Origin of the sequence: Sphingobacterium sp. UBA5789, from assembly GCF_002418355.1 — a bacterium.
Lineage (GTDB): Bacteria > Bacteroidota > Bacteroidia > Sphingobacteriales > Sphingobacteriaceae > Sphingobacterium.
In genome coordinates, this window is sequence record NZ_DIDX01000001.1 from 650897 (window position 1) to 664931 (window position 14035).

Here is a 14035-nt window from a genome sequence, read left to right on the forward strand (position 1 = left end):
AAAAGGAATTCCTTTTTGGGCACTTCTTCAAACAAAAAAATAAAATGGACATAATAATAGGAGTCACCGCAGGTCGCGGCCCCCAGGAATGCAGTTGGGTCGTGGCACAGGTGATCAAAAAAATAATACAGGAAGCAGTAGATTTTGATGTGGAGGTTCAGGTGCTGAACCGGCAGGAGGGGGATATCAACGGAACCGTAATTTCTGCAAGTCTACAGATCAGCGGAGAGCAGTGTGTAGCGTTTGCGGCTTTGTGGACAGGTACAATCCAATGGATCGGGAAAAGTGATTTTAGAAAGTCTCATAAGCGAAAAAACTGGTTTATCGAGGTTTTTGAAATTAAATCCTCTGCATCGTGGATATTTGACGAAAAAGATATTCGCTATCAGGCGATGAGAAGTTCAGGAGCCGGTGGTCAGCATGTCAATAAAGTTAGTTCAGCGGTGCGTGCCACACATATTCCTACAGGAGTATCAGTGGTCGCCATGGATAGCCGGTCGCAGCATCAAAATAAGAAAATCGCAACAGAGCGGCTGCAAACAAAAGTTAACGAGTTAAATCTTCTGCATTGGAAAGAGGATGAAAAATACAACTGGTTTAATCAGATTCAGGTGGAACGAGGTAATGCCATACGAACCTTTATCGGAACAGATTTTAAATCCGAGAAAGTTGATAAGTCCTACAAGGCAAAGCGAAAGGTTCAAAAACAACGTTTCAGACAGGAAATAAAAATAGAAAAATACAATAATGAAAGCAATTGATAAATATTTGTCCCAGGCGCTGGACAATTACCCTTATTCGCTGACAGAGACAATAGAATCGCTGGAATATGCCTTGTCTTATGATGAGACCAATACCACAGCGCTGTGTCTGACAGGTCGTATTTACGCAGAACAGCTGATGAATTATGAAGAAGCGAAAAAATATTTTCAGGAAGCATTGACATACAATCTTTATGCTCTGGAGATATATCCTCATTTCGCGCAGACACTTATATGGAATGATGATTTTGAAGAAGCACAAAAGTTAATAGATTTTGCATTAACCATAAAAGGAATTAATAAGACAGAGATACTGCTGAAGGAAGTACAATTGTTAGAAAAGCAGATGAAAGTAAAGAAGGCACTCAGATTGGTAAAAGGATTGTATGTCACAAACTGCTATTCATCTTATGATCAGGATATCAAAAATGCAGAAGCGAGATTAGAGGATAAATTGAAAAGGGATAAAAAGAAGAAAAGATGAGTTTTTCTGCCTGTAAATCATATTCTTATCTATTTTTGATTCCGGAATATGTAACATTTTGCAAGGGGTACTACTAATTCTATAAAACGTTAAAACATTTGAATTATGAAAGGAAATAATATGAAAAATCTGGTTGCTTTAATGGCAGTTGTCTGTTTTTTGATGAACTCTGCTTTTGCACAGACCTCCACGATAAAAGAGAAGTCTTTGCTGTGGAAAATAGAAGGGAAAGATTTGAAGGTGCCATCTTATCTGTTTGGTACAGTACATATGCTGGCCAGAAAGAATTTCGAAATGCCTGCGAAAGCTATTGATGCTATGGATGAGACATCGAGAGTCTATCTGGAAATCAATATGGCGGCGCCAAATCTTGCTGAAGAATCTCAAAAACACATGATGAGTGATAAAACCATATCTTCACAGATCAAGCCGGAAGAAGTAGCGCTGGTAGATGAAATTTTAGGGAAAAAAATTGGTGTCTCTTTGGCTCAGGTGGATAAAGTAAAACCTATGTTTCTGATCGCTATGATTATGCAAAAATCCTTCACTGAACCAATGGCTTCGTTTGAAGAAGAAATTATTAAACATACAAAGCAGGCTGGTAAAACAATAGAAGGGCTTTCGAGCATTGAAGAACAATATTCTTTTGCAGATAAGATTTTTGAAACATCTGATTTCCCTTCTTATCTAAAGTCCATGGATGAGTTTGATATTCAAAGCATTCTTTCTCATATATTTCAACTGTACAAGGAGGAAAATATTGCAGGTATGGATGAGCTGTTATTAAAATATACTTCATCCAATCCGGAAACCTATCGTCAACTGTTACCCGTTCGTAATCATCTGTGGGCAGATCGTATGCCTGCATTAATGAGTGAGGCTCCGACTTTCTTTGCTATAGGTTCGGGACACTTGTCCGGCGAAGAAGGTGTAATCAATCTTTTACGTCAGAAAGGATATACGGTCACACCGGTTTATAATTAAGATTTCGCTTTTTTGTGGAGTATAAATATTCGAAAAAAAAGGCTGTTAATTGATTTAAAGCAGATAGGCTGAACACAGAGTTCAGCCTATCTTTTTTACGTTATGTGATACCTTTTTTAAGGGATATCTCTCGCAGTAGAGATTAATTTTTATTTCCTCCGAATAATTTAGCCAGTATCCAGATCAGAAGGGCTACTACAACCACTACCATGATCACTCCGGACCATACACCTGCTTTAAAAATTCCTTCGATCGCAGCACAGCTGGTCAAAAGGCTCGTCATTAAGATAACTAATGTTATTGGGAATATTCTGTTCATAGGATTCATTATTATATTGTCTCCTAATAACAAATGACGGGATGAAAAGTTCTTGCGATACTATTTTTAGTGATTATGATGAGGGGTTATCTTGCTTTGTATGAATGAGAGTAGCTTCTATAAAACAAATAACCCGTAGTCTGTGTAAAGCTACGGGCTGTTGTCATTTTAATATTACTAATACTTAAAGGTTATTCAGCTCTAAGGATTTTAGCGGCTTCAACCATAGCTTCTAAAGCTGCTTTGGTTTCCGGCCATGCACGGGTTTTCAATCCACAGTCAGGGTTTACCCAAAGTTGTTCTGCAGGAACTACAGCCTTCGCTTTGCGCAATAAGTTGACCATCTCATCTGTACTGGGTACACGAGGAGAGTGGATGTCGTATACACCAGGTCCGATATCGTTAGGGTATTTGAAATCACCTGCAAATGCATCCAGTAATTCCATTTGTGAACGTGACGTTTCAATCGTAATTACGTCAGCATCCATTGCTGCGATATCTTCAATAATGTCATTGAATTCGGAGTAACACATGTGTGTGTGGATCTGTGTATCATCATCTACGTTAGATGAAGACACGCGGAATGCACGTACTGCCCAGTTCAGGTAATCCTGTTGATCAGCCTTACGCAATGGTAATCCTTCGCGGATAGCCGGCTCGTCGATCTGAATAATTTTGATTCCTGATCTTTCCAATGCCTGTACTTCATCCAGAATTGCTAATGCAATTTGGTATGTTGTTGTTGAACGTGGTTGATCATTACGAACAAATGACCATTGTAAGATTGTAACAGGACCCGTCAACATTCCTTTTACAGGACGGTTGGTCAGAGACTGTGCATACGCAGACCAGCGTACTGTCATATCTGCAGGACGGTATACGTCGCCATAGATAACCGGAGGTTTCACACAACGTGAACCGTAAGACTGAACCCATCCGTTTTTAGTGAATGCATATCCGGCCAATTGCTCTCCGAAGTATTCAACCATGTCATTACGCTCAAATTCTCCATGTACCAGTACGTCGATATCTAATTGCTCCTGAAGACGGATAGTGCGCTCTGTCTCTTCAGCGATTTCTTTGTCATATTGTTCTTGTGAGATGCTTCCTTTTTTCAGGTCTGCTCTCCATTTACGAACATCTTTCGTTTGCGGGAAAGAACCGATTGTAGTCGTTGCAAATGCAGGTAAGTTAAATTTAGCCTGTTGTGCAGCTTTACGGTTTGCAAAAGGAGAAGTACGTGTTGCATCATCATCTGTAATGTTTGCAGTACGTTCTTTTACTTCCGGTTTATGAATAAGTGGAGAAGTACGGCGGCTTTCAGCAGCAGCTTTATTTGCTTCAAAACGTTCAGCTGTTTTAGCGTCTACTTCACCTTCAGCAAGAATAGCAAGGTCTTTTACTTCTGCTAGTTTTTGTTTAGCAAATGCAAGCCAGTTTTTAACTTCTTTAGGTAAAGATTCTTCGTTGTCTTCATTATCCAAATCAAACGGAACATGTAGCAATGAACTGGAAGGTGCAATCCATACGCGGTCTTTGCCTAATGTATCAACAGCTTTTTTGATCTGACTTGATGATTTCTCATAATCATTTTTCCAGATATTACGACCTTCTACAACACCTAATGAAAGTGTCAAAGAAGTTGGAACTTTTGCTAAAACAGTATCCAGTTGATTTTCTCCACGTACAAGATCTAAGTGTAGAGCATGTACAGGAAGATTTACAGCAGTTTCTTCGTTATCACGAAGCGCTTCGAAATAAGTCGCTACAATAAGTTTAATACCTTTAGCTGCTGCGGATAGTTTTTCAAATACATTCTGATATAAAGCACGTGTTTTGCTGTCAATGTCTAAAGCAAGGAAAGGCTCGTCAATCTGTACATATTGTGCACCTGCTTCTGCAAGTCTACCCAAAATCTCTTCGTATACCGGGATCAGGTTTTCGATAAGATCGATACGGTCAAATCCTGCTTCTTTCTCTTTTCCTAATAACAGGTAAGTGATAGGGCCTATTAATACCGGCTTGGTCTCAATGCCTGATGCTTTAGCTTCATTGTATTCATTTAAGAATTTTTCAGAAGTCAGTTTGAATTCCTGATTCTTTGTAAATTCCGGAACAATATAGTGGTAGTTGGTATCAAACCACTTGGTCATTTCCATTGCTGTTACGTCTACACCTTCTTGCTGAAAGCCACGAGCCATTGCAAAATAAAGGTCCAGATTGTAATTGCGATCGATTTTATTCAATAACGAATTGTAACGGGCTGGAATAGCACCTACTGTCAAAGACAGGTCTAACACTTGGTCATAGAAAGAGAAATCATTAGAAGGAATAAGGTCGATACCTGCATCTTTTTGAGTTTTCCAGTTTCCTTCACGGATTTGTTTTGCTGCATCTAATAATTCCTCAGCACTAATCTTTTTTGCCCAATAGGCTTCATTGGCTTTTTTCAATTCGCGGAATGCGCCCACACGAGGGTAGCCTAAATTGTTAGTTAATAACATAAAAATGATTGTTGTTTAATTTTTAAACTCCATAAAACTACTATGCTAAAGAGGAAGGACACCAGATGCAGTGACTTCGGCTTATCTTTCCCTCCTGTTTCCAAGCGGTGTAGAATTTAGCACCTTGTCAAGTGACAGGTTGCTAAGGCTTCTTCGGGTCTAGTCCCTCGGCCTTTCTCTATAAGCGAAGGTAATATCGGGATTAGGTTTCTAAATCCCAAAAATATTTTAATAAATCGTCGTAATAGTATGCTGTTGATCAGAATTGGACGCTTGCAGACAGTCCGGCTTGTTTTCCATTGTAAAACGGAGTTACTACCGTAACAGAAGAAGAGGGGTTATGTTGCAAATGTTTGTCCACAAGAGGGAGCAGCCAATAACCAATCTTGGTACTTAGCATGCCTATACCTGCTCCCATAACGACATCTGAAAACCAGTGCTTATTGTTGTACATTCTGAAAAATCCAGTTCCGGCAGCTACCGTATATCCTGCAATACCATACCAGATAGATTGGTGTTTATATTCCTGCCATAATAATTCAGCTCCGGCAAATGCTGTAGCAGCATGCCCCGAAGGAAAAGAATTATTCGCGGAGTTGTCAGGACGCCAGACGTTTCCAGTGCTTTTGATAGTGTACACAGTCGTGGCCATAATGGCATGGGATACACCCGAAACAAACAGTCGCTCTTTCAGATTGTGGCGGGCTTTTATGCCTGCCAGGTCCAATACATAAATGCTAAGTAACGGTGTATACTGGCTAAAATCATCAACAGTAAATTTCCCGTCTATATTTTTTCGCAAAACATTGTTAATATCGTTATCCTGATGAATAAGGAAATGGCTTTCCCGGGAAATAATGCCGTACGTTAATAATCCGGCAGGTATCGCAATTTCTTTATAGGGGATTTGTCTCCAAAAGTTTTTTTTGAGCGTTGTATTTTGCAGGGTATCGCTGAATTGTTTGGTTGTATCTTGTTGTGCCGACAGCACATGGCCAAAGCAGACAAATAGGATAAGAAAAGTAATGACAGAGCGCATTAATGTCATAGGAATTCGTTTGTAAGTGTGATATCAATCACCAGGATGACTGAAACGTATATGTAAAAACTTAACAGGTCTTCATTCATCAGATTGTTATCCTGTAATGAAGATGAAATTAGTGTGTGTTTTGCGCTGTAAAGATAATTATTATCTCTTGAATTTACAAAATTAAGAGATAATAATTATTTGTTAGTTTTTTGTTATGATAGTGTTAGCTAACGAGGAGTTTGTAGCCTTTACCGTGTACATTGACGATCTCTACACTTGGATCTTCACGCAGATATTTACGGAGTTTACTCAGGAATACATCCATGCTTCTTCCTGTGAAGTAATTGTCATCGTGCCATATTTTTAAAAGCGCTTCTTCGCGGGTCAGAACATCATTTTTCTTCAGACAAAGTAAACGTAATAATTCAGCTTCTTTTGTTGACAGTTTCTGTTGTTGGCCTTTGTATGAAATCTGCTGGCTGGTGTAATCAAAGAAGTAATCTCCAATTTCAAACTTATCCGCAGTCTCTTCTTCTTTATCTCTGGAACTTCTTTTCAGAAGAGCATTGATGCGAAGTAAAAGTTCTTCTACCCGAAATGGTTTAGTGATGTAATCATCACCGCCCAGTTCAAAGGCCTGCGTTTTATCTTCCATCATTCCTTTAGCAGTAGCATATATGACAGGCACTGTCGTGTTGGTTTTACGGATATCTTTTCCAAGAGAAAATCCATCCTTTTTAGGCATCATGACATCCAGAATACACAAATCGTACTGGTCTTTATGGAAGGCAACAAGTGCTTCCTCTCCATCCTGACAAAGTGTGACATCGAATTTACCTTTCAGTTCCAGATAATCTTTTAGAAGCTCACCCAGATTAGGATCATCTTCCGCTAATAATATTTTTTGCATAATTTGCGTATTTTTCTGATTGATAATAACTGTCGCCACAGCAACAGCATTTCTAATTATAATTTGTGCCCTTTCAGTGGCAATGTAATATCAAAATTTGTGCCTTTATCCTTCTCACTTTTTACCTGTATCTTACCGTCAAGACGCTTGATAATGTCATTTACATAACTTAACCCGAGGCCAAATCCTTTTACATTATGAATATTCCCTGTAGGTATCCGGTAAAACTGATCGAAAATTTTCTGTTGCTGGTCACGTGTCATTCCGATACCCTTATCGCTAACAGATATCACTATTGTATTCTTATGGTTATGGGTTCTGACAGTTATATGTGGACTGTCTTTACTGTATTTGATCGCATTGTCCACCAGATTAAACAGTACATTGGAAAGGTGTAACTCGTCACCGATAACCACATCATCCTTGGCCTCCAGAAAAGTTTCCAGTGTTCCTTTGGATTTTTGAATCTGCAGTTGCATACTGTCCAGAACCGCATTAGTCAGATCATTAATCCGCACATCCATCCGGTCTATTTTTAAATTCTCTTTTTCCAGTCTGGCAATATTGAGCACGCGTTCAATGTGGTCTCCCAATCTGACGTTCTCATCGTAAATAATATTGGCAAGGCGATTTACTCTTCTTTCATCTGCAATTATTTCAGGATCCCGGAGAGACTCACTTGCAATCATAATCGTCGCCACAGGAGTTTTGAACTCATGGGTCATATTGTTGATAAAGTCAGTCTTCATTTCCGAAATTTTCTTTTGACGGAAGATCGTGGTCAGTGTGTAAGCAAAACAACCGATCAGTAAAACAAGTAAGGCGCCCATCGGAAAGAACAGGTATCCCATATTGTCCATGATAATATTACGTTTGTCCGTAAAGGTAATAGTCAGTTTTCCAGGTGCATTGCCAACGTCTCCCTGAAACAAGAGGGTAGAATAGCTGTTGTGCTTTTGGGGCTTATCCAGTTCACCCAGTGTATTGATGTTATACAGAATGCTGTTGTTCTCTTTGACTTCAATATTAAATTTGGAATTAATATCTCTGTTGTAAAGTTCCCTTGTCAGCTCTTTCTTAAGAAAACTGACATCGATCCGACTCTTTAACGGACGTTTGGAAAGTTCCATGCTCGCTGCAAAATCTTCAATAACATCATTTTTCTTACCACCGATTACAGCAATGGAGTCATACAGATTGCTTGCATCATCAAGTTGTGACAGTTTGAGCTTATTTTCTAATCCATGTATACGAAGAGCAATCTTCATATCTGCTTTTGGCGGCAATGTCTTGATTGTAAAGTCCAGTGAATTAAGTTCGTACGGATTTAAGAAAGCAAGGTATCGGCAGCTGTCATCTTTTGCTGCAATACGTGCAATTTTGTCACCGACTGCATATACCTCAATTGAATTACCGATAGAATTATCTTCATAGACACCCTGTGAAATCAGAAGCTTGACCAGGTAATTATATTTTTTGCGTCGGATATACGTTTCATAGAACCAGTTTTCCAGAGGTACAATAATCGGATAACTCATCTTGAGTACATCTTCAGCATCTTTAAACTTTTGCTGAACTTCATATTGCTGGACGCGAAGTGCTTCGATCTGCTTTTGAATATTGATCTGGTCTTCTAAACGCTTTTGTTCCCGCTCATATTTGACCTGGTTGTTTCTTTGCTGGGTTTTGGCAAATGCCATTACCTCATGTTTCTCTATTTTAGAGGCAACTGTAGCCAGAGATGCATTGACTGATTCATCGAAAAGCTGTGATTTCTGACGGAAAGAGTCGCGGATAAAAAAGTATTGCATCGCCATTACTCCAAGCAGAGCAATAGACATTAATCCGATAATGACAGTAATACTTCTTTGTTTCATTTGTTACAAAAATATAAATGCTTTACCTTCAAAACTTTCATTTAACAATATTTAACAGGCAAAGCAGCTTATTATGATTTGAAATTGAGAATTGTTGCTTAATTTTAAGGTAATACATTTCATAGATTATGAAACTGAAATATAGCATATTTACAGCACTTTTCCTAAGCATGTGGAGCTATTCTTCCGCGCAGGATTTTAAGGTTCAGGGTAAGGAAGGACGTAAAGTTTTTCCGGATCAGCAGATTCCTTTACTGGATACCGTAAAACGGGCGCAGGTTTATCTTCTGAAACCCAATGAGCTCAAAAACAGAAAAGGGGAAATCCCGACTATAAAACTATATGGCAAAGAATCCGCTCCTATGCCGGGAACAAAAAAAATGGATGAGTGGGATAAGCAACCCTTAAAAGAAGCGTATAACTTCCGCCCCTTGTTACTAAAGGATTCTCTGAATAAAAAATAAGGTGGCTGAATATTCAGCCACCTTATTTTTATTTATTTTACTTCGGATACCCGAATTGTATTTGTTCTGCCTTTTTCGCGGAGTGGTGTTGAAGATGTATTGATTACGATCTGTCCCGGAGATACCAGGTTCTTTTCTGTAAGCAATTTGTTTACATCCTGAATTGTTCCGTCAGTACTTTCAAATTTCTCATATACGAAAGCACGTACACCCCAAACCAGACTTAAAGATCTCAACAGATTTTTATTTCCGGTGAAAATGTAAATATCTGCATCCGGTCTGTAGCTTGAGATTTCAAATGCAGTATAACCTGATGATGTCATCACGGCAATAGCTGAAGCTTTTGTTTTTTCAGCAAGGTATATAGATGAACCACAGATTGCATCAGGGATCTTAGTCAGATCTGTATGCTGGTCACTCTTGTCACTGTAATAGTTGTATGATGTCTGCTCTACATGTACAATGATTTTAGCCATTGTTTCGATAACGATTTCCGGGAATTCTCCTACAGAAGTCTCGCCACTAAGCATTACAGCATCAGCACCGTCAAGTACAGAATTGGCAACATCGTTGACTTCTGCACGGGTAGGACGAGGTGTAGTGATCATGCTTTCCAGCATTTGTGTAGCGATGATAACCGGTTTGGAAAGGTCACGACATTTTTGAACGATGATCTTTTGCAATCCCGGAACTTCTTCCATTGGCATTTCCACTCCCAAATCACCACGGGCAACCATGATACCGTCTGTAGCTTCGATAATTGCGTCGATATTTTCGATGGCTTCAGGTTTCTCTATTTTGGCAATTACGCGTGCATGGCTTCCTTTTTCTTTGATGATCTCTTTACATTGGTAGATATCCTCAGCCGAACGTACAAAAGACATCGCAATCCAGTCAGCACCATGGTCAAGTGCGAAGTTCAGGTTGTCCAGATCTTCTTCTGTCAGGGAAGGGATAGATACTTTTGTATTAGGAAGGTTAACCCCTTTTCTGGAAGTCAATACACCGCCGTGAACAACCTGACAGAATACAGTATCTTTATGATTGGTAGAGATTACTCTCAATTGTAATTTACCATCATCCAGTAAGATAATCTCATCTTCCTTCACGTCATTAGGGAAGTTCTCATATGTGATATAGATACGCTTTTCGTCACCGATCAGTTCCTGAGTTGTGATTTCGACCTCAGAACCGTTGATTAAGATTGCGCCTCCTTCTTTCATTTTACCGATACGGATTTTTGGTCCTTGAAGATCGGCAAGAATAGCTACGTTAAAGGGATGTTCATTGTTGATTTCGTTGATTGTGTTGATCACTTTAAGGTGATCTTCCTGGCTTCCGTGAGAGAAGTTAAGACGACATACATCGACACCTTTGGCAATCATATTTGTCAAGACAGTTTTATCTGCTGATGCCGGGCCAAGTGTTGCCACAATTTTGGTCCGTTTTTGAATCTTCTTCATGTAATATTTTGTTTTAAAAACTACTTATATTCTTGTTTGCAGTTACCCTTCTTTTTACAAAGAATAACATCTGATTTGAAGTTTATAATTTATAGTGTAGTATGTACACTCTTCTTTCAAGTGCGCTAAAATATGAGATTTTCTTTAGATTTCAATATTTTAGGCATTATTTCTTTTACCATTATGACGTCATTTATGCGATTCAGATTCTGAATAAGGAGGCGTAAATCTTCTTCATGTATGAAGTTTTTAATCACCAGAAAGAAGTCAAAATTTGCTATTTCAGGTATTAATAAGCCACCTTCCTGACTCCTGTTATTGATAAGATAATACTCGTATTCATAGTCGATATCGCAATATCTGTATATCGCAAAATGATGTTTCAAAGCTGGCTTTTTGCCTTTATTTTTCTCCTGTATGATGTGGTATTCATATTCTTCTTTTTCCCCTTCTTTAATATTTCCCTTGTGGTCGATATTACTTTCTTTACCATATACAAACTGGAGGCCTGTACTTTTGTTGATAAAATGACATAATCTGTAGTCCCGTAAAGGGGAGCTGATACCAAGAAGAACAAAATCCAGTTCTTCTTCCATATCCATTTCCAATTTAAAGACAGTTATTTTATTCAATTTTGCTGAGATGTTTTACACGAAATTAGTATAATTTCACGTATCTTGCGGCTATTCTATGTAAAATTTGCATTAACAAAGTAGAATATTTGTAAATAAAGCCAAAAGTTAGTATTATTGGATACGGTTAAGTATTAGTCTTTTACAGTTTGAATATTGGATTAACATGCTTACTTTTGCTGCGCCAAAAAATCAAAAAGATTTGATAATTGGTGAAATTTATTTTTCTTTGCACAGATTTATTAAACAATTAAACTATAAAATCATGTCAGATATCGCTTCAAGAGTAAAAGCAATTATCGTTGAAAAATTAGGTGTTGACGAAAACGAAGTAACGCCAGAAGCTTCATTCACTAATGATTTAGGTGCTGATTCACTTGACACAGTTGAGTTGATCATGGAGTTTGAAAAAGAATTCAACGTAGCTATTCCTGATGATCAAGCTGAGAACATCGGTACAGTAGGTCAAGCAATCGCTTATTTAGAAAAAAACGTTAACTAACTAATTTAATTAGGCCAATCATCATAAATGGAGCTTAAAAGAGTAGTAGTAACAGGGTTAGGCGCTCTTACACCACTTGGCAATACTGTCCCGGAATACTGGGAAGGATTGATAAATGGTGTAAGCGGTGCTGCTCCTATTACAAGATTTGATGCATCAAAATTCAAAACCCAATTTGCGTGCGAAGTAAAAGATTTCGACCCGCATGATTTCATGGATCGTAAAGAAGCACGGAAGGTAGATCCTTTTGTTCAATACGCTATGGCATCTACGGAAGAAGCTATTAAAGATGCAGTACTGGATTTTGAAAAACTTGACACTAATCGGATAGGAGTGATCTGGGGTTCGGGGATTGGTGGATTAAAAACGTTTTTGGACGAAGTTTCAAACTTCGCCACAGGAGATGGAACGCCTCGTTTCAATCCTTTCTTTATTCCGAAAATGATCGTGGACATTGCTCCTGGTCATATCTCGATGCGTTATGGATTACGCGGACCAAACTTTTCGTGTGTGTCTGCATGTGCATCTTCGACTAATGCAATGATTGACGCATTCAATTACATTCGTACCGGTCTGTGTGATATTATCGTTTCCGGTGGCTCTGAAGCCATCATCAATGAAGCGGGCATAGGCGGTTTCAATGCATTACATGCGTTGTCTACCCGTAATGACGATCCGAAGACAGCATCCCGCCCTTTTGATAAGGATCGTGATGGATTTGTCGCAGGTGAAGGTTCGGGCACGATTATATTGGAAAGTCTGGAGCATGCATTGGCGCGTGGAGCAAAAATTTATGCTGAAATCGTAGGAGGAGGAATGAGTGCAGATGCAAATCATATCACCGCACCACACCCTGAAGGGTTAGGCGCAAAACTGGTGATGTCAAATGCTTTGCGTGATGCCCGGATGGATGGTCATGAAATTGATTATATCAATGTGCATGGTACTTCTACACCTCTTGGAGATATCAGTGAAACAAAAGCTATTAAAGAATTATTTGGGGATCATGCTTATGAATTGAACATTAGCTCGACCAAATCGATGACAGGACACCTTTTGGGTGCCGCTGGGGCGATTGAGTCTATTGCTTCAATCCTGGCTGTCCAAAATGATATAGTACCTCCAACAATCAACCACTTTAACGACGATCCTGAATTGGATAATAAATTGAATTTTACATTCAATACGGCGCAAAAACGTGTGGTAAATGCAGCGATGAGTAATACTTTTGGGTTTGGCGGACACAATGCTTCCGTTATTTTCAAAAAGTATCAACCCTAATTGCCTGTGCTGATTGTAGAGGGATCTTGTAATGGTAGAGAGAGGTTCTATCCTCTCATCCTTTTTTGAGTAGCATGCCCTTTTCACGGATTTATAATTTGTATTTCTCGCCGCATAGAGCTTATGTGCGGAAGCTGAAAAACCTGTTGGGGTTTGTCCCTGAAAACGTACGGCTGTACCAGATGGCCTTCAGACATAAGTCTGTGGCCACCGCAATAAAGGAAGGTGCCAAAAACAGCAATGAAAGATTAGAGTTTCTGGGTGACGCAATCTTAGGATCTGTCGTCGCCGAGTTACTGTTTAAAAAATATCCCTACAAAGATGAAGGATTTTTGACCGAGATGCGGTCAAAAATCGTCAGTAGGGCCAACCTCAATCAACTCTCCCGAAAACTAGGTCTTAATGAACTGATTCAGTACGATGCACGTATGATCAGTTTTCCGAATAAACAGGGCTCGCTGTTGGGAGATGCTTTTGAAGCGCTTGTCGGAGCTGTATATCTGGACAAAGGCTATACATTTACTAAAAGTTTTCTTCTGAACAGAATTATCAAAACCCATGTTGATATTCAGTTGCTGGAAGTAACGGAGACCAATTTTAAAAGCCGATTAATTGAATGGTGTCAGCATCTTGGCAAAGACGTTCAATTTCTTCCTACGGCTAATCCTGAAGGAGAATCTTCCAAGATGTTCAGTATAGAAGCTATTGTTGAAGGAGAAGTCTGTGGTATAGGCCGGGACTTCAATAAAAAGAGTGCGGAAAAGCTTGCTGCAGAAAAAGCCTGCGAGTACCTCAAGATATTTGAGACCGAGTAACCTGTAAAT

The 14035-nt window shown here is 39.1% G+C and carries 14 protein-coding genes and 1 riboswitch; of the genes, 7 read left to right on the plus strand and 7 right to left on the minus strand.

Annotation, left to right across the window (positions count from 1 at the left end; genetic code table 11):
- Positions 1-44 precede the first annotated feature (44 nt).
- The 3 genes from prfH (at position 45) to B4B65_RS02850 (ending at position 2229) form a co-directional block, all read left to right on the plus strand.
- On the plus strand, positions 45-761 hold the full coding sequence (gene prfH / locus B4B65_RS02840; RefSeq protein WP_293913228.1) for a peptide chain release factor H: 717 nt from the start codon (positions 45-47) through the stop codon (positions 759-761).
- Entirely contained in the window at positions 748-1245 is a 498-nt protein-coding gene (locus tag B4B65_RS02845; RefSeq protein WP_293913230.1) for a hypothetical protein, read from the plus strand. Before prfH ends, B4B65_RS02845 begins: the two co-directional genes overlap by 14 nt.
- Before the next feature lie 105 nt (positions 1246-1350).
- Positions 1351-2229 carry a TraB/GumN family protein gene (locus tag B4B65_RS02850; RefSeq protein ID WP_293913232.1) on the plus strand — a complete coding sequence of 293 codons (879 nt, stop codon included), beginning with the start codon at positions 1351-1353 and terminating at the stop codon, positions 2227-2229.
- 142 nt (positions 2230-2371) lie between these two features.
- On the opposite strand, the gene B4B65_RS02855 is transcribed toward B4B65_RS02850, so the two are convergent.
- The 5 genes from B4B65_RS02855 to B4B65_RS02875 form a co-directional block, all read right to left on the minus strand.
- A complete protein-coding gene (locus B4B65_RS02855) occupies positions 2372-2548 on the minus strand; it encodes a hypothetical protein (protein ID WP_309485957.1) in 177 nt (58 codons plus the stop codon).
- Positions 2549-2739: 191 nt separating this feature from the next.
- Positions 2740-5052 (minus strand): 5-methyltetrahydropteroyltriglutamate--homocysteine S-methyltransferase, encoded by a 2313-nt coding sequence (gene metE / locus B4B65_RS02860; protein ID WP_293913235.1) that lies wholly within the window; start codon positions 5050-5052, stop codon positions 2740-2742.
- A 78-nt stretch (positions 5053-5130) separates the two neighbouring features.
- Positions 5131-5239, minus strand: a riboswitch (SAM riboswitch).
- Between the two features lie 72 nt (positions 5240-5311).
- Complete coding sequence (locus tag B4B65_RS02865) at positions 5312-6100, minus strand: phosphatase PAP2 family protein (RefSeq protein WP_293913237.1); 789 nt, start codon at positions 6098-6100, stop codon at positions 5312-5314.
- A gap of 205 nt (positions 6101-6305) precedes the next feature.
- Positions 6306-6992, minus strand: a complete 687-nt coding sequence (locus tag B4B65_RS02870) for a response regulator transcription factor (protein WP_201681409.1) — start codon at positions 6990-6992, stop codon at positions 6306-6308.
- Positions 6993-7048: 56 nt separating this feature from the next.
- Positions 7049-8869 (minus strand): sensor histidine kinase, encoded by a 1821-nt coding sequence (locus tag B4B65_RS02875; protein WP_201681410.1) that lies wholly within the window; start codon positions 8867-8869, stop codon positions 7049-7051.
- A 128-nt stretch (positions 8870-8997) separates the two neighbouring features.
- Between B4B65_RS02875 and B4B65_RS02880 the strand changes: the two genes are divergently transcribed.
- Positions 8998-9333: a hypothetical protein gene (locus B4B65_RS02880; RefSeq protein ID WP_293913240.1), complete on the plus strand. Its 336-nt coding sequence runs from the start codon at positions 8998-9000 to the stop codon at positions 9331-9333.
- A gap of 32 nt (positions 9334-9365) precedes the next feature.
- Here B4B65_RS02880 and pyk read toward each other — a convergent pair whose 3' ends face one another.
- Positions 9366-10796, minus strand: coding sequence for a pyruvate kinase (gene pyk / locus B4B65_RS02885; protein WP_201681412.1), 1431 nt, complete (start codon positions 10794-10796; stop codon positions 9366-9368).
- 125 nt (positions 10797-10921) lie between these two features.
- On the minus strand, positions 10922-11428 hold the full coding sequence (locus B4B65_RS02890) for an IPExxxVDY family protein (protein WP_293913241.1): 507 nt from the start codon (positions 11426-11428) through the stop codon (positions 10922-10924).
- A 265-nt stretch (positions 11429-11693) separates the two neighbouring features.
- Here B4B65_RS02890 and B4B65_RS02895 point away from each other — a divergent pair, with 265 nt between their 5' ends.
- The 3 genes from B4B65_RS02895 to rnc all read left to right on the plus strand — a co-directional run bounded on the left by B4B65_RS02895 (position 11694) and on the right by rnc (position 14026).
- Positions 11694-11930 carry an acyl carrier protein gene (locus tag B4B65_RS02895; RefSeq protein ID WP_033563902.1) on the plus strand — a complete coding sequence of 79 codons (237 nt, stop codon included), beginning with the start codon at positions 11694-11696 and terminating at the stop codon, positions 11928-11930.
- Positions 11931-11957: 27 nt separating this feature from the next.
- The gene (gene fabF, locus B4B65_RS02900; protein WP_293913242.1) at positions 11958-13211 is read left to right on the plus strand and encodes a beta-ketoacyl-ACP synthase II; all 1254 of its coding nucleotides are present in this window, start codon (positions 11958-11960) and stop codon (positions 13209-13211) included.
- A 74-nt stretch (positions 13212-13285) separates the two neighbouring features.
- Positions 13286-14026 (plus strand): ribonuclease III, encoded by a 741-nt coding sequence (rnc, locus tag B4B65_RS02905; protein ID WP_181875940.1) that lies wholly within the window; start codon positions 13286-13288, stop codon positions 14024-14026.
- Positions 14027-14035: the final 9 nt, after the last annotated feature.

What these genes read in the sequence shown, in the direction of transcription:
- B4B65_RS02850 (WP_293913232.1), top strand. Translation starts at nt 1,351, where the DNA reads ATGAAAGGAAATAATATGAAAAATCTGGTTGCTTTAATGGCAGTTGTC.
- rnc (WP_181875940.1), top strand. Translation starts at nt 13,286, where the DNA reads ATGCCCTTTTCACGGATTTATAATTTGTATTTCTCGCCGCATAGAGCT.
- B4B65_RS02855 (WP_309485957.1), bottom strand. Translation starts at nt 2,548, where the DNA reads ATGAACAGAATATTCCCAATAACATTAGTTATCTTAATGACGAGCCTT.
- fabF (WP_293913242.1), top strand. Translation starts at nt 11,958, where the DNA reads ATGGAGCTTAAAAGAGTAGTAGTAACAGGGTTAGGCGCTCTTACACCA.
- prfH (WP_293913228.1), top strand. Translation starts at nt 45, where the DNA reads ATGGACATAATAATAGGAGTCACCGCAGGTCGCGGCCCCCAGGAATGC.
- B4B65_RS02895 (WP_033563902.1), top strand. Translation starts at nt 11,694, where the DNA reads ATGTCAGATATCGCTTCAAGAGTAAAAGCAATTATCGTTGAAAAATTA.
- B4B65_RS02880 (WP_293913240.1), top strand. Translation starts at nt 8,998, where the DNA reads ATGAAACTGAAATATAGCATATTTACAGCACTTTTCCTAAGCATGTGG.
- metE (WP_293913235.1), bottom strand. Translation starts at nt 5,052, where the DNA reads ATGTTATTAACTAACAATTTAGGCTACCCTCGTGTGGGCGCATTCCGC.
- B4B65_RS02870 (WP_201681409.1), bottom strand. Translation starts at nt 6,992, where the DNA reads ATGCAAAAAATATTATTAGCGGAAGATGATCCTAATCTGGGTGAGCTT.
- B4B65_RS02845 (WP_293913230.1), top strand. Translation starts at nt 748, where the DNA reads ATGAAAGCAATTGATAAATATTTGTCCCAGGCGCTGGACAATTACCCT.
- B4B65_RS02875 (WP_201681410.1), bottom strand. Translation starts at nt 8,869, where the DNA reads ATGAAACAAAGAAGTATTACTGTCATTATCGGATTAATGTCTATTGCT.
- pyk (WP_201681412.1), bottom strand. Translation starts at nt 10,796, where the DNA reads ATGAAGAAGATTCAAAAACGGACCAAAATTGTGGCAACACTTGGCCCG.
- B4B65_RS02865 (WP_293913237.1), bottom strand. Translation starts at nt 6,100, where the DNA reads ATGACATTAATGCGCTCTGTCATTACTTTTCTTATCCTATTTGTCTGC.